Raw genomic sequence first — 23,003 nt, 5'->3', positions numbered from 1 at the left:
TCAGGCCTCCTCCGCGCGCACGCCGTCGGTGTCCAGTTCGGCGCGGAAGGCGTCCTCGCACCCCGGCGTGTAGCCGAGCGCGGTCTCGGTCGCGTCGGTCGGGTCGAGCGCGACGATACACCCGCCGCCGCCCGCGCCGGTTAGCTTCGCACCGAGCGCGCCGGCGTCGCGGGCCGCCCAGACCATCTGGTCCAGCGAGCGCGAGGAGACCCCGAGTGCCTCCAATAGCCCGTGGTTGAAGTTCATCAACTTGCCGAGTTCCTCGATGTTACCCTCGGTGAGGGCCGCCTCGCCGGAGCGCACGATGTCGCCGATGTTTGCGACCGTATCGGCCGCGAAGTCGTAGCTCTCGCGGAGCGCCCGGACGCCCGCCACGAGTTCGCCGGTGTCGCCCGCGCCGCCGTCGAAGCCGATGACGAACGGTAGGTCCGGGGCCTCGATGGCCCGGCAGTCGTCGCCCTCGACGTGGACCGCGCCGCCGGTCGCCGAGCAGAAGGTGTCGGCACGAGAGGCCTCGCCGTTCTGGACTTCGAGTTCGGCCTGATAGGCGCGCTCGGCGACCTCCTGAGTGGTGAGTTCGACGCCCAACTCGCGGGTCCCGGCGTCGATGCCGGCCACCGTGACCGCGGCCGAGGAGCCGAGTCCCGCGCCGAGCGGAATCTCGCTTTCGACGGTGATGTCGAAACCGGCGTCGGGTCGCCCGGCGGCCTCGCGGGCCTGCTCGACGGCGGCGTCGATGTAGCTGATGCCGGCCTCGACCAGCGACTCGGAGGCGTCCACGTCGGGCGCGCTGGTCTCGTCGCCGTACTCGACCGTGAAGCCGTTCAAACTCAGGTCCTCTGCGTGTACTCGGATGTGGTCGTCGTCGCGCTCCTCGACGGTGACCCGCGCCCGGAGTTCGATGGCGCAGGGAACCGCCGGTTCGCCGTAGACGACCGCGTGTTCTCCGAACAGGTAGACCTTGCCCGGAGCACTCGAAACGACCATAGTGGAGGGTTCCGTTCCGGGGGTTAACACGTTTGCGAAGGCGATTGCGAGGGACACGGAAGCCGAAAGTAGACGGGTTCTGTAGCGACTGCTGAACGCGAAAGCGGAGCTAGCTGGGCTTGCGCAACACCGTCTCCCGCAACCCGCGTAGCACCACGACGGCCTCACGGCTCCTCAATCTCCTGCGGCCCCATCCAGCGGCAGACGAACCGCGTCCGCCGAGCAGTCGGTCGTTGTCCGAGAGTGAGACTCCCCGACGACCTCGAGCGACGATGGCGCGTGCCGGATAGGGACGTGATAGATAGTGGGAAAGAAATAATTTGGTTTATTTTCCAATTGTGTAGTTGGTCAGGTAGGTCATCGTCCGGCTTGCCTACGTCCCGAATTTCATGGCGAGCATGTAGCTAATCAGAGGTATTCCCGACTCGCCGACACCGAGCGCTGTGAGGCCGTCAAGGACCAGATAGACCGATGGGGCCTCCTCTCCCACCAGTTGGGCGTCGTCTCGACTCCTCGCCCCGAAATTCGTGTAGCGTCGGCTATCAATTTAGTCCGATTAATTTCTGTAGCTAGAGAACAGTTATCGAGAAATTCTCGCCGTGTTGAGAGTATTCTGTGGCTCGAAACGAATCCCCTGACGACGAGAACGTATCGAAACTCAGTCGCCGCGGACTCCTGACGCTCGGCGCGATGCTGGCGGGCGCAGGTGGTCTTCGGAGCTTTACCGGAACAGCGTCCGCACACGGTCTGATGGCCTTCCGAGACGCCTTCATCGGTAACGACGGTGACGAGCAGGGTCTCGGCTCGAAAGGATGGCTGTTCTTCGCCAAGGACACGGGCGACGTGTACTACCACGACGGCAGTAGTTGGCAAACGCTTCCCATCGGTGGAAATCTCAAAGACACTAATGACGACGGTCTGCTCGAAGCACCAAACCACGACGGTATCAGAGTCGGAACGGTCGAAACCGACAAAATCCACCTTGGCGCAGACACCGACGATGACGGGAACAGCTGGCGGTTCGACACCGACTTGACCGACACCGCACGGATTTACTCGTGGGACGGAAGCACGGCCACCGAGTACCTTAAACTGAACGAAGGCGGTCCGGTCGAAATCCGGAACACGGCTTTGGACCTGAATACGGAGGACATAGTTGGATTCGAACGTTTGAAACACGCTGGCTCTGGCTCGTGGGGCGTCATCGAAACGAGCGGAGACGGTACTCACGGTTATCGAGTTCACGACGCGGCCAACTCTCAGGACCTCATGACGTGGAACGAGGGAGGTCCCGTCGAAGTGAAGAACTCAGTACTATCACTAGCTTCCGAACGGTCGTCGGCCCCCGATTCGCCGTCGTCGGGCGCGAAGCTGTGGGTAGACTCCGACGGTAACTTGAAAGCGACGTTCGCCAACGACACCACCAAGACGATAACCTCGAACTAACGGTTTACAGGACACCCGAGGTGTCCTCGCCCGGTTTCTCTGTCTGCGGTCGTCGGCACAACGGCTAACTTTCCTGACGCTGAAGATTCAGGTATGAAGCTACGAAACGTCGTCGCCGGAATCGCAGGCGGACTCGGGTCTGCGGCGCTCGGCAACCGACTGCTGTCGTGGAAAGCCAGCGACCTCCAACCCGCGCTGGAGGGCCGACAGAAGACCTACCGGTGGCGGGGGTTCGACGTGGCCTACACCGAGGCCGGCGACCCCGAGGACCCCGACGTACTCCTCTTGCACGGCGTCCACGCCGCGGCCTCGAACAAGGAGTTCGACCAGATATTCAGCCAGTTGGCCAAGACCCACCACGTCATCGCCCCCGACCTGCCCGGATTCGGGCGCTCGGACCGGCCGCCCCTGACCTACTCCTCGGCGCTCTACACCGCCTTCGTCACCGACTTCGCCGAGGACCTGACCGAGGAGGCCGCCTGCGTGGCCACCTCGCTTTCGGGAGCCTACGCAACTCTGGCGCACCAGCAGTCCGGGGCGTTCTCCCGGTTGCTCCTCGTCGCGCCGACAGGCGACACCGGGTCGCGCCGGACGTGGCTTCGGTCGGTGTTCCGGTCGCCCGTGGTCGGCCAAGCCCTGTTCAACCTCCTGACGAGCAAGCGGTCGCTCCACTTCTTCGATAACCGCGAGGCCTACTCGACCGAGGCGTCGTACACCGAGCGCGACGTTGACTACCAGTGGCAGACCGCCCACCAACCCGGCGCGCGGTTCGCTCCCGCCTCCTTCGTCTCGGGCTATCTCGACCCAGACGTGGACTTGGGCGCGGAACTGGCCCGCCTCGATATTCCCGTGACTATCGTCTGGGGCCGGGACGCGACCGTCTCGCCGCTCGAGGAGGGCGAAGAACTGGCCGAGAAGGCCGACACCAAACTGGTCGTGTTCGACGAGGCGAAACTGCTCCCCCACGCCGAGCATCCCGGTCCCTTCCTCGACGTGCTGTTAGACGAGTTGACCGAGGAGGGAATAGAGACCGGCGCGGAAGCAGAACAGTAGCGAGGAGAGAAGTTCAGTCCGCCCGCAGAATCAGCACGCGCTCGCCGGTCGTCTCGCTCTCGCCGACATCCGGCGTGACCTCGGTGCCGACTTCGAGGCCGTCCGGGTCGATTCCGCGGACCTGTCCGGTCACTCGAACTGCGCCGAAGTCGGCGACTGCGGTGACGTAGGGGGTGTCGTCGGCGAACTCGGGCGAAGCGACGTTGACCGTGGTGAACGTCTCGATTGCGCCGGTCTCGGGAAGCGGAACTTCTTCCAACTCCGTCGCGCCGCAGTGAGGACAGACCCGCCGGGGCGGGAGCGACCCGTGACTTTCGGGACATTCGATGTAGAAGCCCTCGCCCGATTCGATGGCGTCCAGCAGGTCGTCGTAGCCCTCGTCGCGGACTCGCTCGTCGTCGGCGTTCTCGCTCATTCTTCCACCTCCAGCACGTGAACCGTGGTACTGGCAACTGTTCCACCCGCGTTGTGGGTCACGCCGACGTCGCCGGGCACGGCGTCGGAGTTGGGGTGGTCGCCCCGGAGCAGGCGGGTCATCTCCACGACCTGACTCGTTCCGGTCGCGCCGACCGGGTGGCCCTTGGCTTTGAGGCCACCGGAGAGGTTGACGGGTCGGTCGCCGTCGCGGGTGGTCTCGCCGCGGGCCGCCGCGCCGATGCCCTCGCCGGGGGCGTAGAAGTCGAGGGCCTCCAGCGCGAGGACCTCCGCGATGGTGAAACAGTCGTGGACCTCGGCGACCGACACGTCTTGGGGACCGATGCCGGCGTCGTCGTAGGCCTCCTCGGCGGCGTCCTCGGCGGCCGGGGTGCGAGCGAGGTACTCGCGGTCTTGGAGTGCCATCTTGTCGCCGCCCTGTCCGGTGCCCGTGACGGAGACCGGCGCGTCGAGGCCGTTCTCGTCGGCGTACTCGTCGCTGACGAGGAGCACCGCGCTGGCCCCGTCGGTGATGGGGCAGGCGTCGTAGAGACCGAGGGGGTCGGCAATCATCGGGGCGTCGAGGGCGTCCTCGACCGAGATGGCCGACTGGAACTGGGCGTACTCGTTGTCCAGCGCGTTGTCGTGGTTCTTGACCGCGATTTCGGCCAACTCCTCCTTGCTCCCGCCGTACTGGTCGAAGTAGGCCCGCGCCATCAGCGCGTAGGCCGCCGGGAAGGTCATGCCCGCCCGGACTTCGTAGAGGTCGTCGGCCGCGATGGCCAGCGCCTCAGTCGTGCCGGCGGTGCCGAGGTTGTTCATGCGCTCCGCGCCGCCGACCAGCGCCACGTCAACCTCGCCGTTTCGCACGTCCTTGACGGCCTCGCGGACCGCCACGCCAGAGGAGGCACACGCACTTTCGTAGCGCGTCGCCGGTACGTCGAGGCCGGCGGCCTCGGCCATCAGCGGACCCTGATGGCCCTGATGCTCGCTCAACTCGCCCATGAAGTTGCCGTAGTTCAACTGTTCTACGTCGTCACGGTCAACGCCCGCGTCGGCGAACGCTCGGTTGCTCGCCTCCGCAAAGAGGTCCCGGCCGGTCCGCTCGGGGTGCTTCCCGAAGTGGGTGAGGCCGACCCCCGCGACTCGTACGCCTGTCATGCGCCGGACTACGTGATGGACAGTTAAGAAAGGCATCGGTCTTGCGTTCGCGCGGCCGGAGGAAAGAAAAACGGGACGACGCCGAGCGACAGCGTTCGGTCGTCTCCTGTCCTCGTGCGTTCACCGCGGATACGCTCGGGCGGTTTGACCATGAATCGATGATGAAAAGTACGTGTATTTCTTTTCTAAAGAAACGTTTTTATTTCCCGTTTCGGCGCGAACCTCGTTGCTTCGACGGCCGTGGCCCGCAAACTAGTTGGGTTTCCGAGGAGTCACTTTTTCATTGCGGGAGCGAGAACCCACGGTCATGGGCGTGAGGCCACCACCGTCGAACTCGGACGAGGGGCCGGAGGTCATCGAGTTCGGCATCGCCGAAGTGGCGGCCAAACTCGACGACGGCGACCTCTCGTTCCCTGCGAGCGGCGAGGAAGTCGTGCAGGTACTCTCGAACCCGCGCATCAAGTACGACGCCGACGGTCACACCGTACCGCTCTCGGAGGCCGTCTCGGATGTCGAACGCGGCCACTTCGAGGACAAACAGGAGTTCCTGAACGCGCTCCATCCGGTGTTCGAGCGGTACCGGAACTCCAAGACGCCGAGCGTCATCGAGCGCGTTCGGGCCGCATTACCGATTTGAGTCGGGTTTTTGAGTCTGGCTCCGGGGTTTTGTGTTTCGGCCGAACAGCGAAAGAACAGGTTGTTCGGGAAATTGCAGACAGAACGTTCTGAACAGAAGTCGAAGTAGACGGAAGCTAGCTTCCGGCTTGAGCAAAGCCGTCTACCGCAACCGCCCCGCACCGCGACCGCGCGGGCCACACCCTCCCCAACCGATTGCGTTGCTCGTCGCTTCGCTCCTGCGCTACTCATCCCTCGCGCGATTCGGCGCGGCGACGAGACGCCGCGCCAGCGCGCGCCGGAGTTCAAAAATTAGTAACGCGACCCAACCCACCGACTCCTGCTCATTCCTGTTCGACTTCCGCCTCCTGCTCGGCGTCGTCTTGGAGTTCCGTCCGGCGAATCTTGCCCGTCACGGTCTTCGGGAGTTCCTTCACAAACTCGATTTCGCGGGGGTACTCGTGGGCCGAGAGTTCGTCGCGCACGTGAGTCTTGATGTCCTCGGCGAGGCCCTCTCCGGCCTCGGCGTCGTCGCTCGTGACGACGTAGGCCTTCACGATGTTGCCGCGCTCGCGGTTCGGCTTGGGCACCACCGCGGCCTCTGCGACCGCGGGGTGTTCGCCGAGCGAACTTTCGACCTCGAAGGGTCCGATGCGGTATCCCGACGAGATAATCACGTCGTCCGCGCGACCCTCGAACCAGAAGTAGCCGTCCTCGTCCTTCCGGGCGAGGTCACCCGACAGATACCACTCTCCGTCAGGTCCTTCCACGAAGCAGTCGGCGGTTTTGTCGGGCTTCCGCCAGTACTCGGCGAAGAAGCAGGGGTAGTCGGGGCGCTCGGCGATTTCGCCCGTCTCGCCCGGCGGGAGGGGTTCGCCCGTCTCGGGGTCCACCACGTCGGCCTCGATGCCGGGCAGGGGCTTGCCCATGCTTCCGGGCTTCAACTCCATCGTCGGGTAGTTGTTGATAATCATGTTCCCGGTCTCAGTCTGGCCGTAGGTGTCGTGGATGGTGACGCCCAGCGTCTCCTCGCCCCAGTCCACCACGCCCGCCGAGAGCGGTTCCCCGATGGAGAGCGCGTGGCGCAGGTCCACATCGACGCCCTCCAGCACCTCCTCTTTCTCCCGGAGCATCCGGTAGGCGGTCGGAACGCTGAACAGTACCGAAATCGGGTACTCGTCCAACAGGTCGGCCCACGTCTCGGGGTCGAACTCGCCTTCGTAGGTAAAGAGGCTCGCACCCCAGAACCACGCCCCGAGGGTGTTGATGGGACCGGTCAGCCACCCCAAGTCGGCGGTGGACCAGTAGAGGTCGCCGGGTTGGAGGTCCACCGCGTACTTCTGGGTCGCCGCGACGCCAGCGACCCACCGCTGTTTGTGGCGGACGCCCTTCGCCGGGCCGGTGGTCCCGCTGGTGTAGTAGAGCAGGGCGTCGTCCTCGCCGCCAGTCCGAACGGCCTCGTACTCACTGCTCGCGCCGTCGAGAGCGTCCGCGAAGACCTCATCGCTGTCGCCGATGGTTCCCTCGCCGCGGTCCACCGTGACGACGTGTTCGACCGAGGAGGCGTCTTCGAGCGCGTCGGCCACCGTGTCCCGGTTGTCGCTGGTCGTCACGACCACCGAGGCGTCGCAGTCGTCCAAGCGGTAGGAGATGCCGTCGGGACCGAACCGCTCGTTGACCCCGCCGAAGACCGCGCCGCGCTTGAGCGTCCCGACCAGCGCGACGTAGTGTTCCGGAATCCGGGGCATGTAGGAGAACACTCGGTCGCCCTTCTCGACGCCTAACTCCTCGAGGACGTTGGCGAACTGGCCCGACCGGTCGGCCAACTCCCGGAAGGTCAGCGTGGTGAGTTCGCCGTCGATGCCGACCTGTCGGAGCGCCACGTTCTCGTCTCGCGCCTCGCTCTCGACGTGTCGGTCGCAGACTTCGTGACCGATGTTCAACTCGTCGGGCGCGTCCCAGTCGGCGTCCGCGTAGATGTCGTCCCACGAGAACGATGCTCGAACCTCGTCGTAGTCGTGGAGGTTGTGACCTTCTGGCATACAGTACCACCAACTCCGGTCACAAAAATAACAGTACCGCCCGCTTTCACCATCCGAGAATCGGAACGAAACTGACTCCGTAATTCTGACCCGACTGACTCTCAGTCGAGACGCCGCATCTGCTCGCGGTGGAGCGTCACGATGAGGTCCGACAGCACGCCGAACATCAGCAGTTGGACGCCGAACAGGATGCCGAACGCCGCGACGACCGCCAGCACCTCGTGGCTCTCCCGCGGCACTTTCACGAACCACTCGTAGCCGACGTACGCGGCGACGCCGACGCCGAACAGGCCGCTCAGTACGCCGACGCTCCCGAAGTAGAACAGCGGGTTGCTGGTCTTGGCCAGTTGGTAGAGCGTGAGGAGGATGACGCCGCCGTCCCGAATCGGATGCAGGTTGGTATCGGACCCGTCGGGCCGGGCCTCGTACCGAATCGGGACCACGGTGGTCGGCACCCCGTGCTTGACGCACTCGACGGCCATCTCGGTCTCGACGCCGAACCCGTCGGCGTCGAGGAGGAAGTTCTCGACCGACTCGCGGGTGAACGCCCGGTAGCCGCTCAGGATGTCTTGGAAGTCCTTGCCGTGGATGTGGCGGAACACCCAGTTGAACATCCCGTTGCCGAACTGGTTGAGACCACTCATCGCGCCCTCCTCCATGTCGGCGAACCGGTCGCCGATGACGTGTTCGTACTCGTCCTCGAAGAGGGGTTCGAGCATCGCGTCGGCGTCCTCGGGCCGGTAGGTGCCGTCGCCGTCCAGCATCAGGACGTACTCGGACTCGATGTGCCGAATTGCCTCACGAATCGCTTGGCCCTTGCCGCTTCCGGACTGCTCGATGACTCGCGCGCCGTGATTTCGGGCGATTTCGGTCGTCTCGTCGGTTGAGTGCCCGTCCACGACGAGGACGTTCTCGAACCCGCGACTGGTGAACCCGTCGATAACCTCACCGATAGTCTCGGCCTCGTTCAGTGTCGGGACGAGTACGCAAACCTCCTCGCGGTCGGCCATTGGCAGGGTGTGGTCACCACGAGCGCAAAAGGCTTACTTTACGCCCGTCGCGGACTCACAGTACGCACGTCGCCGTCTCGGCGACCCAGACGTTGTTAAATTGAAATCTACCCAACACTTCCTCCGGAAAAGTCCCTACCGGAGGTTTACGGCGTCCTGCGTTCGTTTCGACCAATCCAACCCGCCAATTATCACCTGTGAAAACGGACGAATGTTATATATATCGTTGGTGGTACGTCTCGATTGGGAAAGTTCCCGAATAAAATACGGTCCGAATAATGATACGAAATCGTCTCTCGGCAGTCAAAGATAGAATCGAGGGCGCGGTCAACGACCGCGGTCAGGTGGGTATCGGTACGCTCATCGTCTTCATTGCGATGGTTCTGGTCGCCGCGATTGCGGCGGGCGTGCTTATCAACACGGCTGGCTTCCTCCAGACCAAGTCCGAACAGACCGGTCAGGAGTCCAGCGCACAGGTCTCGAACCGCGTGCAGGTCGTGAGCGCGTTCGGTACCGTCAGCAACAACGAGCGAGTCAATCAGGTCAACCTGACGGTGATGCGTGGGTCCGGTTCTGACGACATCAACCTGTCTGCGGCCACCATCGAGTGGATTGGGCCGGAGACCGCCAAGACGCTGACCGAGGCCAACTACGACGCGGCCACGGCAAAGCCCGGTGACGCCGCCGCAGGTGAGGAGCCGCACTTCAACGTGTCGGACATCAAGGACGGTGACGACTCCGTGCCCGTCCTCAACACGCAGGACGACCGGTTCACCATCGCCATGAACACCACCGCAATCACGGCTGGGACCCTCGGTGAAGGCGAGGAAGTGAAGCTCAAGCTCACCACCCAGTACGGTGCCGTGACCCTCTACCGCGCCAACATCCCGCAGTCGCTCTCCCAAGAGAGCGCGGTGACGGTCTAAGCGGACAGCACGACCTTCCTCTCACTTTCGTCCTGTCCGACCTTTTTTGACGCATGTTCCGGCGACCGACCAACAGTATGTTATAGTCCGATTCCATATCCGGTCGTATGAACTCCCTCGTGGCCGCCGCCGGGGCGCTCGTCGCCGCCACGGCCCTGCCGTACCTCGCGTATCTCACCCTCTACGCGCTGGTTCGACCGAGCGGTTCTCCCGCCGACAAGCGCGACGCGGAACCGACGGTCAGCATCGTCCTTCCGACCTACAACGAGTCGGGCATCATCGAGAAGAAACTGGACGACGTGATTTCGCTGGACTATCCGATGGAGAAGGTCGAGTTGGTCGTCGTGGACTCCAGCGACGACGAGACGCCGGAACTGGTCGAGGAGTACTTCGCCGACCGAGAGTCCCCCGACCTGAACCTCATCCGAGAGACCGAGCGCAGAGGACTCGCCCCCGCGCTCAACGACGCCTACGCCTCTGCGGAGAACGAGATGGTCGTCAAGACCGACTGCGACTCCTACGTCGCCGACGACGCGCTCCGCGAGGCCGCGGCCAACCTCGCCGACCCCGAGGTCTCGGCGGTCACGGGCCAGAACGCCGAGGTCCTCGGCGGAAGCGAAGTCGAGGCCGGATACCGAGGAGTACAGGCGCACATCCAAACGCTCGAATCCCACCTCGATTCGACGCTCATCTTCCACGGTCCCTTCTCGGCGTTCGAGAACGACGCCATCGTCCCCATCGACCCCGAGTCGCTGGCCGACGACACCGAGTTGGCGCTGAAGATTCGCCGGGGCGGCGACCGCGTGATTTTCGACCCCGCGGTCCGGTACAAGGAGGCATCCCACTCCGATTTCAGCAAGCGCAGGCTTCAGAAGGACCGCAGAGGGATGGGCCTGATTCGCCTGCTCGTCCAGCATCGGGACGCCCTCGGCAAGTACGGCAAGTACGGCAAAGTCGTCCTCCCGTTCAACTGGTGGTTCATGATAGCCTCGCCGTGGCTGGTCGCGCTCGACGTGCTGGCGGTCACGGCGGCCGGAATCTCGGTGTTCGGCCTCGCGGGACTGGCGGTGCCCGCGGCGCTCGCCGGATTCGTCTGGTTGGGCCAGAAGGACCTCCTCGGCCCCCTGCAAGCGTTCTACGCCATCTTCGACTCGCAGGTCTCGCTCCTCCACGCTGGGACCGAACTCCTCCGGGGCGAGGGCGACGGAACGTGGGAAGTGGACGAGGACCTCCGGGAAGCGTTCGACTGACCCATGCGGATTTTGCAGGTGACGCCGCGGTATCCGCCCCACACCGGCGGCGTCGAGACCCACGTCGCGGAGATTAGCGAGCGACTCGCGGCCCGCGGCCACGACGTGACCGTCTTCACGGCCGATGCCGGGGACGATGTGCCTCGCCAACACGTCCGAGACGGCGTCCAAGTTCGGCGATTTCGCGGGTTCGCACCCGGAGGAGCCTTCCACGTCGCGCCCGGAATCGCGCCAGCAGTTCGGCGTGCCGACCCGGACGTGATTCACGCTCACAATTACCACTCCCTGCCCGCGTTCTTCGCGGCGCTCGGCGCAGGAGATTCCCGATTCGTCGTGACGCCACACTACCACGGCGGGAGCGCCAGCGACTTCCGGGACCGACTCCTCTCGCTGTATCGGCCCCTCGGCGGGTGGGCGCTCGACCGGGCCGACGAGGTAATCGCGGTCAGCGAGTGGGAGCGAAACCGCCTCCGGGCGGACTTCGGCGTCGAAGCGACCGTGATTCCAAACGGTCTGCGCGTCGAACGATTCGCCGAGGCCACGTCCGAGGAGCGCGACCGGCCCTACCTCCTCTGCGTGGGTCGCTTGGAGGAGTACAAGGGCGTCCAGCACGCGATTCGCGCGCTGTCGGAACTGCCGGAGTACGACCTCCTCGTGGCCGGGTCGGGCGATTTCCGGGACGAACTACGGCGAGTCGCCGGAGAGGCGGGTGTGGCCGAGAGGGTCGAGTTCTTGGGATTCGTCGCCGACGAGCGACTGCCGGGACTCTACGCCGGTGCGTCGGCCTACCTCCTGCTCTCGTCGTTCGAGGCCTACGGGATGACGGTCGCCGAGGCGCTGGCCAGCGGGACGCCCTGCGTCGTCCGGACCGGGAGCGCGCTGGATGACTGGGCGTCGAACGCGGGAGTGGCCGCCATCGACCGACCTGCGCCCGAGGAGGTCGCCGACGCGGTAGGGGCAGTTCGAGAGCGCACCCCGGACGCGACGAACCTCCTCGACTGGGAGGAAGTCGCCGAGCGCGTGGTGGCGCGGTACGACGTTCTCTGACGGACGACCGACACGAAAACGGCGGAGTTATACATCCAAAGCTCAACTGGGCAAGCGATGAGGCCGAACGTTCTCCTAATAATCCTCGACAGCGTCCGGGCGGGTAACACTAGCCTCTACGGACACGAACACGAGACGACTCCGTTCCTCGAGACGTTCGCCGAGGAGGCGACGGTCTACGAGCAGGCACGTTCGCCCGGCACGTGGAGTCTGCCGAGCCACACGAGCATGTTCACCGGCCTCCACGTCGAGGAACACGGCGTCACGCGAGCGCGCCACTCCCTCCAGTCCGGACACACAATTTTCGAGACGCTCCGGGACGACCACGACTACGACACGGGCGTCTTCTCCGAGAACACGTGGATTACCGACATGGACGTGGGACTCAAAGACGCCTTCGACACCGTGGAAGGTGCCCGGAATCTGCCGTATCCCGAGGGCGTGGACCCGAGTAACTTCGTGCTGACCGAGGGGCAGGGCCAGTATCTCGACTATCTCAAACACTGTCTCCAGAGCGACGAACCCGTCAAATCGCTGGCCAACGGCGTCGTCACGAAGTTGGCGTGGGACTACCCCCGGTATCTCCCGGATTCGCTCACTGCGAGTACCCCCGCCGAAGTCTATACCGACCTCTTTCTCGACTGGGAGGACGACCGAGACGGCCCGTGGGCGGCCTGTATCAACTTCATGGACGGCCACCTCCCCTACGAACCCGACGCCGGACACGACGGGTGGGGCGGCGAGAAACTCCGGGACCTCCAAGACGAGATGCAGGACCAAGTGTGGGAGTTCAACGGCGGCCAGCGGCCGTGGTGGCAACGCAAGGCTCTCGAAGGACTCTACGACGGCACCATCCACCAGATGGACAACCAAATCGGGCGCGTCGTAAACGCACTGGACGAGCGCGGCGTCCTCGACGACACCCTCGTCGTCGTGACCGCCGACCACGGCGAAGGTTTCGGCGAACCGAGTCGGGTCCGGCCCGGCGCTCGCGTCGCGGCCCACGGCGCTGGCATCCACGAGGCCCTCCTGCACGTCCCGCTGGTGGTCCGCGCCCCCGGCCAGCGCGACAGCGAGCGCGTCTCCGAGGCGGCGTCGCTCACCCAGTTCCCCGAGGCGGTCCACTCGCTCATCGAGGACGACTGGGACGACGACGCCTTCGTGCCCGAGGGGCCGGTGGTGGCCTCGTCGCACGGCCTCGAAGAACCGATGGAGGAGCGCGCGAGCAAGTACTGCGGCGACCTCTGGCGGTTCAACGGCGACGCCCGAGCGGTCTACCGCGACGAAGACGAGTTCGTCCGCAAGGACGTGACGTGGCGCGACGAGGAGGCGTCGGTCCTCGTTTGCGACTCGAAAGCGTCAGCGAAGACCGACGACGGCGACGCCCGCGAGCGCGTCGAATCGGCCTTCGAGACCATCAAGGACGTCGGCGTCCGCGACGAGAGCGAAGGGATGGGCGACGTGGACGAGGCGACCCAGAAGCGACTCGAAGACCTCGGCTACGTCTGAGAACGAGTTTGGTTACCTGCGGAGGAGTTTCAGGACTTTTCTACCGACGATGCGGCCAGCGACCGGGCCGAATTTCGCGGGATGTCGGCGGGTGAGATAGGCCATCCACTCCAGATGTTCGAGTTCGTCCATCCCCTCGCCGGTGTCCTCGTCGTAGTGGGGGACCGCCTCCCGGTCGAGTTGCACGACCTGCCCGCCGACCTTCTCGACCCGGATGGCGAAGTCGGTATCCCCGCCGTGGTGGCGCGACTCGTCGAACCCGCCGACGGTCCGCCAGAGGTCCCGGTGGAAAATCATCAGTCGGCCGATTATCCACCGGAGCGGCGGGAAGTCCGCGAGGCCCGCGAGCGTCCGGTCGTCCATCCGGTCTATCGTCCGGGCGACCGTCTCGGTGGGAAAGTCGATGTCGTCGTCGGCGATGACTATCCAGTCGTTGCTCGCGGCTTCGACGCCGGCGTTTCTGGCGACGTTGAGTCCGTCGTCTCGCCGAACGACGACTTCGGCCTCTGACGGAATCGTGTCCGTGGTGTGAATCTGGTCGCGGGCGGTCGGAACGACGACGGAGACGTTTTCGAGCGACATGTGTACTCTCGGAGTTCGCTACACGTCGTTGTCGAACGACGCGGTTAAAACCTCTTTCACTTGCCGGCCGTCGCTGACGGCGGGGGTCGAACGAGCGCGAAGACAGGAACATTATTCACGGTCAACTACTCAAACTGAGACCATGACCAAGCCGAACGTCCTCCTCGTCGTGATGGACAGCGTGCGGGCTGAGAACGTCAGCCTGTACGGCCACGAGAACGAGACCATGCCTCGGCTCGAAGAGTTCGCACAGAAGGCGACAGTCTACGAACACGCCTACTCACCCGGAACGTGGAGTCTCCCGGCCCACGTCAGTCTTTTCACCGGTCTCGACGTCGAGGAGCATCGCATCATCGACGAGAACGACAAGCTTCAACCCGGCCAGACCATCTTCGAGACGCTCCGGGACGACCACGGCTACGACACGGGCGTCTTCTCCGAAAACAGTTGGCTGACCGAAATGGACTGCGGGCTTCGAGACCCCTTCGAGACGGTCGAAGGACCGCGCAACCTCCTCTATCCCGAGGCGGCCGACCCCTCGAAGTTCGTCCTGACCCACGGCGAGGGCGAGTATCTGGATTACCTCAAGTTCGTCCTCGGCCACGACGAACCGCTCAAGTCGGCGCTCAACGGCATCTACACCAAACTCGCGTGGGACTACCCGAATCTCCTCTCGGGCCTCGTGACCGCGGGGACGAGCGCCGACGTGTACACCGACCTCGTGCTGGACTGGACCCAAGAGCGAGACGGACCGTGGGCGGCCTGCGTGAACTACATGGACCCCCATCTCCCCTACGAGCCGAAAGACGAGTTCGACCACTGGGGCGGCGAGGAGGCCAAGGAGATTCACTCGGAGGTCAGCGACACCAAGTGGGAGTTCATCGCTGGCGACCGGCCGTGGTGGCAACACGCCGCGCTCGAAGGTCTCTACGACGGGGCGATTCGCCAGACCGACCACGAAATCCACAGGCTTCTGGCCGGACTCGAACAGCGCGGGGAACTGGAGGACACGCTGGTCGTCGTCACCGCCGACCACGGCGAGGGCTTCGGCGAAATCGACCAAGTGAGCGGCCTCCGGTCGGTGGCCCACGGCCTCGGCATCGACGAGGGCGTGGTGCGGGTCCCCCTCGTCGTGAAACAACCCCACCAGACCGAGGGCCGAACGGTCGAGGAGCCAGTCAGTCTGCGCGAGTTCCCGAGCGTCGTCTCCGCGCTCGCCGAGGACGACGGCCCGGAGGACTTCACCAGCGACGAACCGGTCGTGGCGTCCTCGAACGGCGTCAAGGGACCGATGAAGCACCGCGCGGTTCGATACATCGACGACGAGACGCTGGCGCTGTACGACACCCAGTACCTCGCCGTCTACCGCGAGGAGGACGGCGCGCTCGTGAAGTACATGACGTGGGACGACGAGGAGAGCGCCGCCGTCGAGATACGCGGCCACCAACAGATGCCGGTCGAACGCGACGACCCTGCAGAGGTCGTTCGCTCGGCGTTCGAGGACAAACCCGAGGCCAACGTCAAGACCAAGGGTGACGGCATCGAAGAAACCGACGACGCAGTGATGCAACGACTGGAGGATTTGGGTTACGCATGACGCTGGTCGTACTGGCCATCGACGCCCTCGACCCGGTTCACGTGGATACGTTCGAGGCCGACGAGTTCCGACTCTCGACGTGGGGTGAGTGCGAGACGTTCGCCCACATGTACGACAAACCCCACACCAGCGAGGTCTGGCCGACGGTGGCGACCGGCAAGCACCCGTCCGAACACGGCGTGACCGAGGAGAGTACCAGCGAGTGGGACAATCCCCTCGTGGACTTCGCGTCTCGGTTCACCGGGCGGCTATCGGGACGCCACCGCGCCCTCCTCGGCAAAATCGCCCAGCGGGCGACCGGTGCCGACTGGGAACTCAAAGAGGTCGAATCGGATACCGTCTTCGACGGGCCGGGCAGGGTCGTCCACAACTGGCCCGGCGTCCACCGCGGGAGCGAACTCCAGCGCGCGTGGGAAGTGTTCCAGCAGGCCAACCAGAGTGAGATGTCCACCCAAGAGTTCGACCGGCGGATTCGGGGCATCGCAAGCGAGCAGTTCGGGTGGGTCCGCGAGATGCTGAATCACGACCTGAACCTCGTGGCCTCGCACGTCCACGTCATCGACGCGACCGGTCACGTCTATCGGAACGACCGCGAGCGATACCACGACGCCTACGAGTGGACTATCGAGCGCCTCGAAGAAGTCAAGTCGGCGATGGGTCCCGACGACGAACTGCTTCTGGTCAGCGACCACGGCATCGAAACCGCGTGGATTGACGGCGACGACAACCCCGGCGGCCACTCGTGGCGGGCGTTCACCGCGACGACGCTGGACACGCGCCCCGAGAGCGTCTTCGAGGTCCGGGAGTGGGTCGAAGCCCACGTCGAGGACACGACCGCCGAGGAGGACGACCTCGACATCCCCGAGGAGCAACTCGAAGACCTCGGGTACATCTGAGAGCGGGAGAGAAATACTTTTGTTTGCCTACACTCACCGATACTGTTTTTGAGCATCAGAGAGGATGCTCTTGGCCGTGTGCATGAAGATGTCAGAGACCGACACCAACACGGCCCCGTAGACGACGGCACCGACACCGACGATGGCGAGGAGTTCGAACCACGACCCCACGCCAATCCAGCGGTGGAGGAGTTCGACCACGGCGAACATCCCGACGCCGGCGAGGAACTGGTGGCGGACCGGCGTCGGGAAGATTTCGTAGGTCACGTGCTGTCGCGCGAGGTACGTCACCCACGAGAACTTCAGGGCCTCCGCGGCGATGGTGGCGACGACGATGCCGACCGCGCCGAAGCGACGGACGAGGACGACGCCGAGTATCAGGTTCGTCACGAGGGTCACGGCGACGATGTACATCTGGAGGTCGGGTCGGTCGAGGCCCTCCAAGACCGACGAAATTTGGGACGCCTGCGTCTGGATGATTTGGTACGCCGCGAGACCAATGAGGAGCGTCCCCGCGGGCCGGTACTCGCTCCCGAAGACGGTGACGACGATTGACTCGGGCATCGCCAGCGCGCCGAAAAACAGCGGGATGGCCAGCACCGACGCGAACGCGACGTTGTTTGTGACCTGTTGGGCGACCTCCTCGCCCCGACTCGCCAGCGAACTGACCTCGGCGAACAGCCCCGACCCCATCACCATCGAGAGGGTCGCGCCGGGGAGGACCAGTTGCATGGCGATTTTGTACTGGCCGGACGCGCCCGTCCCCAGAATCGCGCCCAGAAGCAGGATGTCCACCTTGCCGTAGGCGGTGCCGATGAAGTTGCTCGGCACGGAGAACTTGGCGTACTCCCAGATGCTCCGAACCGTCTCCCGGTCGGGCATCGCGGGCCGAACGTCGAGGACGTAGAGCGCGAGGGGCACCGTCGCCAGCGAGGCCACCGTCAGTCCGGCAACCATCCCGGCGACGCCCCACCCCAGAAAGACCAGCGCCAACTGGAGCGGAATCGTGAAGAACGACCGTATCGAGTCGAGGAAGACCGCGGTCCCGAACTGTCCTCGACCGGCAACCATCGGTTGCACGACCTTGAAGAAGACGATGCCGAAGAAGACGAGGGCGACGTACAGCGGGCCGTTGTCGATGTCGAAGTAGTCGAGGTACGGACCGACGAGGAGGATGAGGCCGCCGACCAGCAGTCCGAGTCCTGCGGTCGCTGAGAGACCGATGGTGAGGATGGCCCCCGCGTCTTGGCCGTGTTCGGAGATGCGCTTCTTGCACGCGGTGCCGAGACCGGTGATGGGGTTGTCGAGGACGTTCGCCAGCGCGACGACGACGTGGAAGGCACCGTAGCCGACCGGTCCGAGGACGCGGGCGAAGACGATGCTCCCGGCGAATCCGACGAGCATCAGCAGTACCTTCCCCAAGAACCCCTTCGAAACTTCCAGTCCGAAACTCCCACTTCGGCTCATTTGTATCCGAGATTTTCGAGTCGTTCTTCGATGTCGTCGCCGACTTCGACCGACTCCGAGCGACCGGCCGTCTCGCGTATCTCGGCTACGAACGAGTCGAGCGCCGCGGCGTGGTCGCCGAGTCCGCGCTCACCCACGAGATTCTCGCGCTCGCCGGGGTCGTCTCGCAGGTCGTAGAGTTGCTCGGTGTCGGCCTCGTCGTTCCGGATGTACTTCTCGTCGCCGGTCCGACTCATCAGGCGAATCCGGTCGAGGTCGGTGCCGGCGTTTCTGGCCCACCCGCCGACAACTCGGTCGCGCTCGCCCGACAGGACGTGCCGACCGCGGTAGGTCTCGGGAGCCTCGATTCCGGCCTCGTCCAGCAGGGTCGCCGGCACGTCGTTGAGACCCACGAGGTCGTCGTGTCTGTCGGGGTCCTCGATTCCGGCCCCGCCGAACAGCAGGGGGACGTGGACGTGTTCCTCGTAGAAGCGATTCTTGTGCCCGAAGTTCTCGTGTTCGTAGAACTCCTCGCCGTGGTCCGCGGTCAGCATCCACGTCGCGTCGTCCAGACCGCGGAGGAGGCGACCGATTTCGGCGTCGGTGTAGCGAACCTCGGCGTCGTAGAGGTCCACGAGGTCCGACCAGTCCTCCTCGGAGAGCGCGTCGGGATTGTCGAGGACCTGCTGGCGGAGTTTGACCCCGCGGCGCTTCGAGAGGGTCTCGCCGAACACCTGATGGTCGTCCGGCGGGATGTAGGGGTGGTGTGGGTCCATGTAGTGAATCCACAGAAACCACGGCTCGTCGGCCGATTCGACCCACGACAGGGCCTCGTCGGTGAGCGATTCCGCGTCCTGATAGTACGACCCCACGTCAACCCCGGCGTGTTCCTGCCCGCGGTTGTAGAGCCATTCCAGCAAGTCGTGGACCGGCCCGTCGAGGTTGTTCGAGACGTACTTGCGGATTCGGGACGCCAGCGTCGGGTCGTCCTCCGAATCGCTGAACGAGTCGAAGCCCCGCGCGTAGCCGAACTCCTCGGAGAGGAAGGGATTCGAGTGGAACCCGCCGGTCGCGTAGCCCTCCTCGGAGAGGGGCACCGAGAGGGGCACCTGCTTCTCCGAGAGGTGGTCGAACCCGCCGTAGAGCATGCCCTGCGTGGATGTCAGAAGCGAGGGGAACGAGGGACGAGTCGCGCAAGCGTGGGCCACGGCGTCGGTGAAGACGTGAGAGCGAGAAGCTAATTCGTCGATATTCGGCGTCGTCTCCCGCTCGTACCCGTAGCAACCTACGTGGTCCGCGCGGAGAGAATCGACCGTAACGAGAGCGAGGTTCATCGAGAGAGGCTATACGCTTCCCCAACTTATTATCTACTAAACAGCCCCGGAACGGCGGTCGGGCGGTCCGGTCTCGTCAGGCCTCGTACCGACGACAGACGCCCGCCGCCACCGCTGACGACCCACTGCTACCCAACCGCCGGCCACCGACCGCAGGCCGAAAGGTCCCCGAGCGGACACGTGTTCAGATGATAAGGCTTATGCGCTTTTTGGCACTTCCTCAATTCAATGAGCCAGCAGACTGAGCAGGTCGAGGACTCGACCGACACCGTCGGTTCGGTCCTCGATTCGTTCGAGGACTGGTACCACGTCCCCGTACTCGCCGCCGCGATGGCGTTCATGCTGTGGGTACGACTCCAGTCGTACGGACAGTTCATCAGAGACGGAGAGGTGTTCTTCGCCGGAAACGACGCATGGTATCACTTCCGGCAAGTCCAGTACACCGTGCAGAACTGGCCCGCGACGATGCCCTACGACCCGTGGACCTACTTCCCGTTCGGGACCAGCGTGGGCCAGTTCGGCACGCTCTACGACCAACTCGTCGCCACCGCCGCGCTAATCGTCGGCCTCGGCGACCCCTCGCAGAAGACGGTCGCGCTAACCCTCCTCGTCGCGCCCGCCGTCTTCGGCGCGCTAATCGTCATTCCGACCTACCTCATCGGCAAGCGCCTCGGCGGCCGACCCGGCGGCCTGTTCGCCGCCGTCGTGTTGGCGCTGTTCCCCGGCACCTTCCTCCGACGGGGCCTCGTGGGCTTCGCCGACCACAACATCGCAGAGCCGCTTTTCCAAGGGTTCGCCGTCCTCGCCATGATGATTGCGCTGACCGTCGGCGAGCGCGAGAAACCCGTCTACGAACTCGTCGCCGACCGCGACTTCGCGGCGCTCCGCAGGCCCTTCGGCTACAGCGTGCTGGCGGGCATCGCCACCGCGCTCTACCTCTGGACGTGGCCGCCGGGCGTCCTGCTGGTCGGTATCTTCGGCGTCTTCTTCGGCATCAAGCTGACTGCCGACTACGCCCGCGGCGTCAGCCCCGACCACCTCGCGTTCGTCGGCGCAGTCAGCATGACCGTGGCGGGCCTCCTCCTGCTGGTCCCGCTCGGCACGCTCGACCCGAGTCCGACCAAGTTCTCGCCGCTCCAGCCGCTTCTGGCGTTCGCCGTCGCAGGCGGTTGCGTCTTCATGGCGTGGCTCGCCCGCGAGTTCGACGCCCGTGACGTGGAGACGGCGCTCTACCCCGCGACGGTCGGTGGTCTCGTGGCCGCTCTCGTCGGGTTCGTCTACGTCGCGCTCCCGTCGCTCTACCAACTCGTCAGCAACAACATCGTTCGCGTCGTCGGCTTCAGCACCGGTGCCGAGACCCGGACCATCGGCGAGGCCCAACCCTTCCTCTCGCGGGCCCAGCCCCGGTTCGGCATCGAGTGGTACGACGTGATTCTCCAAGAGTACGGCCTGATGCTGTTCACGGCCGTCCTCGGCGCGCTCTGGCTCGTCTGGCGGACCTACCGCACGGACGACCACCGCGCAGAGTATCTCCTCGTGCTGGTGTGGGCCGCGTTCATCACCGCCGCGGCGTTCACCCAAGTTCGTTTCAACTACTACCTCGCGGTGCCGATTGCGGTGCTGAACGCGTATCTGGTCAAGCAGGTTCTCTCGTTCGCGGACCTGCGAAGCCGCGAGTCGCTGACCGACATCGAGGGGTATCAGGTGGTCGCCATCGTCCTCGTCTTCCTGTTGGTGACGCCTGTCCTCGTCTGGCCCGCAAGCCTCGGGTCGTCGGGCTACCCCTCCATCGACAACACGAACACCGCGATGCAGGCCGGCCAGACCGCGCCCGGCGCAGTCACCAAGTGGGACGGGTCGCTCGACTGGATGGCCAACAACACGCCCGCAGAGGGTACTTACGGGGGTGCCGACAACGCCGACCAGATGGACTACTACGGCACCTACCACCAGAGCGACAGCGACTTCAGCTACCCCGAAGGGGCCTACGGCGTGATGTCGTGGTGGGACTACGGCCACTGGATTACGGTCGAAGGCAACCGGATTCCGAACGCCAACCCCTTCCAAGAGGGCGCGAAGACCGCCGCGAAGTACCTCCTCGCGCCGAGCGAACAGCGCGCGAACAACGTCATCCAGACGCTGGGCAACGACAGCGAGGAGACCCGCTACGTGATGGTGGACTGGAAGATGGTCGAACCGTCCTCGAAGTTCTCCGCGCCGACGGTGTTCAACGAGAACGTCTCGGCCGGTGACTTCTACAGTCCGGTCTACCAGCAGGGCCAGAACGGTCTCCAACTCGCCTTCCGGATGAAGGACCAACGCTACTACCAGAGTCAGGTCGCGCGCCTCTACCTCTACCACGGTAGCCGCGTCGAACCGAGTCCCATCGTGGTTGACTGGAACGCCCAGACCTACCAGACCCCGAGCGGACAGACCGCTTCCTACAAGACGGCTCCGCAGGGACCGAACGCCACCATCGTCCGGCAGTTCCGCACGATGCAGGAGGCCCGTGAGTTCGTCCAGAGCGACAACTCGGCCCAACTCGGCGGTATCGGTCCCTTCCCGAGCGAATCGGTGAAGGCGCTGAACCACTACCGGGTCGTCAAGCAGAGCGAGGCCTCGGGCGCGAACGCCCGAAGCTACGCGCAGACGCTCCGCGGGGAACTCCGCTTGCTCCAGCAGGCGGGCGTCCGCAACCCCAACGCGCTGTTCAAGACCTCGCCGTCGTGGGTCAAGACCTTCGAGCGCGTGCCCGGCGCGACGGTGACTGGCACCGCCCCAGCCAACACCACGGTCACGGCGCAGGTCCAGATGTCCCCGACCGGACAGAACGGGACGTTCACCTACCGCCAAGAGGCCGAGACCGGCCCGAACGGCGAGTTCACGATGACCCTGCCCTACTCGACCACGGGCTACGAGAAGTGGGGTCCACAGGAGGGCTACACCAACGTCAGCGTGCGAGCGACGGGTCAGTACAAGTTCTACACGCCCCGGACCTTCGAGAACGGGTCGCTGACCTTCCACAACACCTCCGCGGGCGTCACCGAGGCGCAGGTCATCGGCGAGTCCAACGAGACCACCTCGGTCGAGTTGACGGAGGAGACCATCGAACTCCAGCAGGAACAGACCAACTCGACGGCCGGTAACGAGACCGAAAGCGATGCGCCGACGAACGAGTCGGCGACCGGAAACGAGTCGGCGTCGGGTAATCAGTCCGGGAACTCCTCGGCGCTCGCTGGTCCGAGCGCGGCCGCCGATTCGCCGGAACGACCGACGCCCGCCGACGCCCTGCCCGACCGTAAGGGGACCTCGCCCGCCCGAGTCGGTCTGGTCAGCGCGTGGGCCGGTGCGCTGGTCGTTGCCGGTCGGGACTGAATCGGAAATCGACCGCGAGTAGTCTCGGTTTTTTCGAGCGGTTCTTTTCGTCGTGGTTTCGTTTCTCGGAGAGCAATGGGCTATTTTGAGTGTAGTCTCGTTCCATCCCCTGAATCGACAGTGACTACGGCTGTGACCGCGACCGGCAGAAACGTTCACCCTGATGGCTTGGTCGCCTGCCGGTACTTGCCGAGGGTTTAAATCCGAGAACGGGACGAACCCTGCCCGGACGTTTCGCGCAGTTACGGGCAGATAGCTGGCGAGTCAGTCAGCACTGTCACCCGGCGGTTCCACCGCCTCGCTGGTGGCGACA

The 23,003-nt window shown here is 64.8% G+C and carries 18 protein-coding genes; 10 read left to right on the top strand and 8 right to left on the bottom strand.

Annotated elements, in window-relative coordinates:
* The gene (gene mvk / locus P2T57_RS04835; RefSeq protein ID WP_276301357.1) at window positions 1-987 is read right to left on the bottom strand and encodes a mevalonate kinase; all 987 of its coding nucleotides are present in this window, start codon (window positions 985-987) and stop codon (window positions 1-3) included.
* Between the two features lie 615 nt (window positions 988-1,602).
* Here mvk and P2T57_RS04830 point away from each other — a divergent pair.
* Together P2T57_RS04830 and P2T57_RS04825 are read left to right on the top strand one after the other, a co-directional pair.
* Entirely contained in the window at window positions 1,603-2,433 is an 831-nt protein-coding gene (locus P2T57_RS04830) for a hypothetical protein (protein ID WP_276301356.1), read from the top strand.
* 93 nt (window positions 2,434-2,526) lie between these two features.
* The gene (locus P2T57_RS04825) at window positions 2,527-3,486 is read left to right on the top strand and encodes an alpha/beta fold hydrolase (protein ID WP_276301355.1); all 960 of its coding nucleotides are present in this window, start codon (window positions 2,527-2,529) and stop codon (window positions 3,484-3,486) included.
* 13 nt (window positions 3,487-3,499) lie between these two features.
* Here the strand turns inward: P2T57_RS04825 and P2T57_RS04820 are convergent, their stop codons facing one another.
* Both P2T57_RS04820 and P2T57_RS04815 read right to left on the bottom strand, forming a co-directional pair.
* Window positions 3,500-3,901 carry a Zn-ribbon domain-containing OB-fold protein gene (locus P2T57_RS04820; protein WP_276301354.1) on the bottom strand — a complete coding sequence of 134 codons (402 nt, stop codon included), beginning with the start codon at window positions 3,899-3,901 and terminating at the stop codon, window positions 3,500-3,502.
* Window positions 3,898-5,061, bottom strand: a complete 1,164-nt coding sequence (locus P2T57_RS04815; protein WP_276301353.1) for a thiolase C-terminal domain-containing protein — start codon at window positions 5,059-5,061, stop codon at window positions 3,898-3,900. The genes P2T57_RS04820 and P2T57_RS04815 overlap by 4 nt, the downstream gene beginning before the upstream one ends.
* A 307-nt stretch (window positions 5,062-5,368) precedes the next feature.
* Between P2T57_RS04815 and P2T57_RS04810 the strand changes: the two genes are divergently transcribed.
* Entirely contained in the window at window positions 5,369-5,698 is a 330-nt protein-coding gene (locus P2T57_RS04810) for a hypothetical protein (protein ID WP_276301352.1), read from the top strand.
* A gap of 322 nt (window positions 5,699-6,020) precedes the next feature.
* Here the strand turns inward: P2T57_RS04810 and P2T57_RS04805 are convergent, their stop codons facing one another.
* Both P2T57_RS04805 and aglJ read right to left on the bottom strand, forming a co-directional pair.
* Complete coding sequence (locus tag P2T57_RS04805) at window positions 6,021-7,718, bottom strand: acetate--CoA ligase (RefSeq protein ID WP_276301351.1); 1,698 nt, start codon at window positions 7,716-7,718, stop codon at window positions 6,021-6,023.
* 101 nt (window positions 7,719-7,819) lie between these two features.
* Window positions 7,820-8,728, bottom strand: a complete 909-nt coding sequence (gene aglJ, locus P2T57_RS04800) for an S-layer glycoprotein N-glycosyltransferase AglJ (RefSeq protein WP_276301350.1) — start codon at window positions 8,726-8,728, stop codon at window positions 7,820-7,822.
* Between the two features lie 278 nt (window positions 8,729-9,006).
* On the opposite strand from aglJ, the gene P2T57_RS04795 reads away from it, so the two are divergent.
* The 4 genes from P2T57_RS04795 to P2T57_RS04780 all read left to right on the top strand — a co-directional run bounded on the left by P2T57_RS04795 (window position 9,007) and on the right by P2T57_RS04780 (window position 13,460).
* A complete protein-coding gene (locus P2T57_RS04795) occupies window positions 9,007-9,654 on the top strand; it encodes an archaellin/type IV pilin N-terminal domain-containing protein (RefSeq protein WP_276301349.1) in 648 nt (215 codons plus the stop codon).
* A 107-nt stretch (window positions 9,655-9,761) separates the two neighbouring features.
* On the top strand, window positions 9,762-10,904 hold the full coding sequence (locus P2T57_RS04790) for a glycosyltransferase (RefSeq protein ID WP_276301348.1): 1,143 nt from the start codon (window positions 9,762-9,764) through the stop codon (window positions 10,902-10,904).
* Window positions 10,905-10,907: 3 nt separating this feature from the next.
* On the top strand, window positions 10,908-11,951 hold the full coding sequence (locus tag P2T57_RS04785) for a glycosyltransferase family 4 protein (RefSeq protein ID WP_276301347.1): 1,044 nt from the start codon (window positions 10,908-10,910) through the stop codon (window positions 11,949-11,951).
* 57 nt (window positions 11,952-12,008) lie between these two features.
* Window positions 12,009-13,460 carry a sulfatase gene (locus P2T57_RS04780; protein WP_276301346.1) on the top strand — a complete coding sequence of 484 codons (1,452 nt, stop codon included), beginning with the start codon at window positions 12,009-12,011 and terminating at the stop codon, window positions 13,458-13,460.
* A gap of 12 nt (window positions 13,461-13,472) precedes the next feature.
* Here P2T57_RS04780 and P2T57_RS04775 read toward each other — a convergent pair whose 3' ends face one another.
* Window positions 13,473-14,042: a glycosyltransferase family 2 protein gene (locus P2T57_RS04775; RefSeq protein WP_276301345.1), complete on the bottom strand. Its 570-nt coding sequence runs from the start codon at window positions 14,040-14,042 to the stop codon at window positions 13,473-13,475.
* A gap of 142 nt (window positions 14,043-14,184) precedes the next feature.
* Between P2T57_RS04775 and P2T57_RS04770 the strand changes: the two genes are divergently transcribed.
* Together P2T57_RS04770 and P2T57_RS04765 are read left to right on the top strand one after the other, a co-directional pair.
* Window positions 14,185-15,639 carry a sulfatase gene (locus P2T57_RS04770; RefSeq protein WP_276301344.1) on the top strand — a complete coding sequence of 485 codons (1,455 nt, stop codon included), beginning with the start codon at window positions 14,185-14,187 and terminating at the stop codon, window positions 15,637-15,639.
* A complete protein-coding gene (locus P2T57_RS04765; RefSeq protein WP_276301343.1) occupies window positions 15,636-16,535 on the top strand; it encodes an alkaline phosphatase family protein in 900 nt (299 codons plus the stop codon). Before P2T57_RS04770 ends, P2T57_RS04765 begins: the two co-directional genes overlap by 4 nt.
* 33 nt (window positions 16,536-16,568) lie before the next feature.
* Here P2T57_RS04765 and P2T57_RS04760 read toward each other — a convergent pair whose 3' ends face one another.
* Window positions 16,569-18,002, bottom strand: coding sequence for an oligosaccharide flippase family protein (locus P2T57_RS04760; protein WP_276301342.1), 1,434 nt, complete (start codon window positions 18,000-18,002; stop codon window positions 16,569-16,571).
* The gene (locus P2T57_RS04755; protein WP_276301341.1) at window positions 17,999-19,315 is read right to left on the bottom strand and encodes a sulfatase family protein; all 1,317 of its coding nucleotides are present in this window, start codon (window positions 19,313-19,315) and stop codon (window positions 17,999-18,001) included. Before P2T57_RS04755 ends, P2T57_RS04760 begins: the two co-directional genes overlap by 4 nt.
* A 228-nt stretch (window positions 19,316-19,543) precedes the next feature.
* Between P2T57_RS04755 and P2T57_RS04750 the strand changes: the two genes are divergently transcribed.
* Window positions 19,544-22,690 (top strand): oligosaccharyl transferase, archaeosortase A system-associated, encoded by a 3,147-nt coding sequence (locus tag P2T57_RS04750; RefSeq protein WP_276301340.1) that lies wholly within the window; start codon window positions 19,544-19,546, stop codon window positions 22,688-22,690.
* The last annotated feature ends 313 nt before the right edge of the window (window positions 22,691-23,003 follow it).

It is taken from the genome of Halorussus lipolyticus (assembly GCF_029338375.1).
Lineage (GTDB): Archaea > Halobacteriota > Halobacteria > Halobacteriales > Haladaptataceae > Halorussus > Halorussus lipolyticus.
The sequence above is the reverse complement of the archived record's forward strand: the minus strand, read 5'-3'. Positions and strand labels throughout refer to the sequence as shown.

Bases quoted from the DNA above. Each gene is read 5' to 3' on its own strand.
- mvk (WP_276301357.1), bottom strand. From the start codon at position 987: ATGGTCGTTTCGAGTGCTCCGGGCAAGGTCTACCTGTTCGGAGAACAC.
- P2T57_RS04825 (WP_276301355.1), top strand. From the start codon at position 2,527: ATGAAGCTACGAAACGTCGTCGCCGGAATCGCAGGCGGACTCGGGTCT.
- P2T57_RS04820 (WP_276301354.1), bottom strand. From the start codon at position 3,901: ATGAGCGAGAACGCCGACGACGAGCGAGTCCGCGACGAGGGCTACGAC.
- P2T57_RS04815 (WP_276301353.1), bottom strand. From the start codon at position 5,061: ATGACAGGCGTACGAGTCGCGGGGGTCGGCCTCACCCACTTCGGGAAG.
- P2T57_RS04810 (WP_276301352.1), top strand. From the start codon at position 5,369: ATGGGCGTGAGGCCACCACCGTCGAACTCGGACGAGGGGCCGGAGGTC.
- P2T57_RS04805 (WP_276301351.1), bottom strand. From the start codon at position 7,718: ATGCCAGAAGGTCACAACCTCCACGACTACGACGAGGTTCGAGCATCG.
- aglJ (WP_276301350.1), bottom strand. From the start codon at position 8,728: ATGGCCGACCGCGAGGAGGTTTGCGTACTCGTCCCGACACTGAACGAG.
- P2T57_RS04795 (WP_276301349.1), top strand. From the start codon at position 9,007: ATGATACGAAATCGTCTCTCGGCAGTCAAAGATAGAATCGAGGGCGCG.
- P2T57_RS04790 (WP_276301348.1), top strand. From the start codon at position 9,762: ATGAACTCCCTCGTGGCCGCCGCCGGGGCGCTCGTCGCCGCCACGGCC.
- P2T57_RS04785 (WP_276301347.1), top strand. From the start codon at position 10,908: ATGCGGATTTTGCAGGTGACGCCGCGGTATCCGCCCCACACCGGCGGC.
- P2T57_RS04780 (WP_276301346.1), top strand. From the start codon at position 12,009: ATGAGGCCGAACGTTCTCCTAATAATCCTCGACAGCGTCCGGGCGGGT.
- P2T57_RS04775 (WP_276301345.1), bottom strand. From the start codon at position 14,042: ATGTCGCTCGAAAACGTCTCCGTCGTCGTTCCGACCGCCCGCGACCAG.
- P2T57_RS04770 (WP_276301344.1), top strand. From the start codon at position 14,185: ATGACCAAGCCGAACGTCCTCCTCGTCGTGATGGACAGCGTGCGGGCT.
- P2T57_RS04765 (WP_276301343.1), top strand. From the start codon at position 15,636: ATGACGCTGGTCGTACTGGCCATCGACGCCCTCGACCCGGTTCACGTG.
- P2T57_RS04760 (WP_276301342.1), bottom strand. From the start codon at position 18,002: ATGAGCCGAAGTGGGAGTTTCGGACTGGAAGTTTCGAAGGGGTTCTTG.
- P2T57_RS04755 (WP_276301341.1), bottom strand. From the start codon at position 19,315: ATGAACCTCGCTCTCGTTACGGTCGATTCTCTCCGCGCGGACCACGTA.
- P2T57_RS04750 (WP_276301340.1), top strand. From the start codon at position 19,544: ATGAGCCAGCAGACTGAGCAGGTCGAGGACTCGACCGACACCGTCGGT.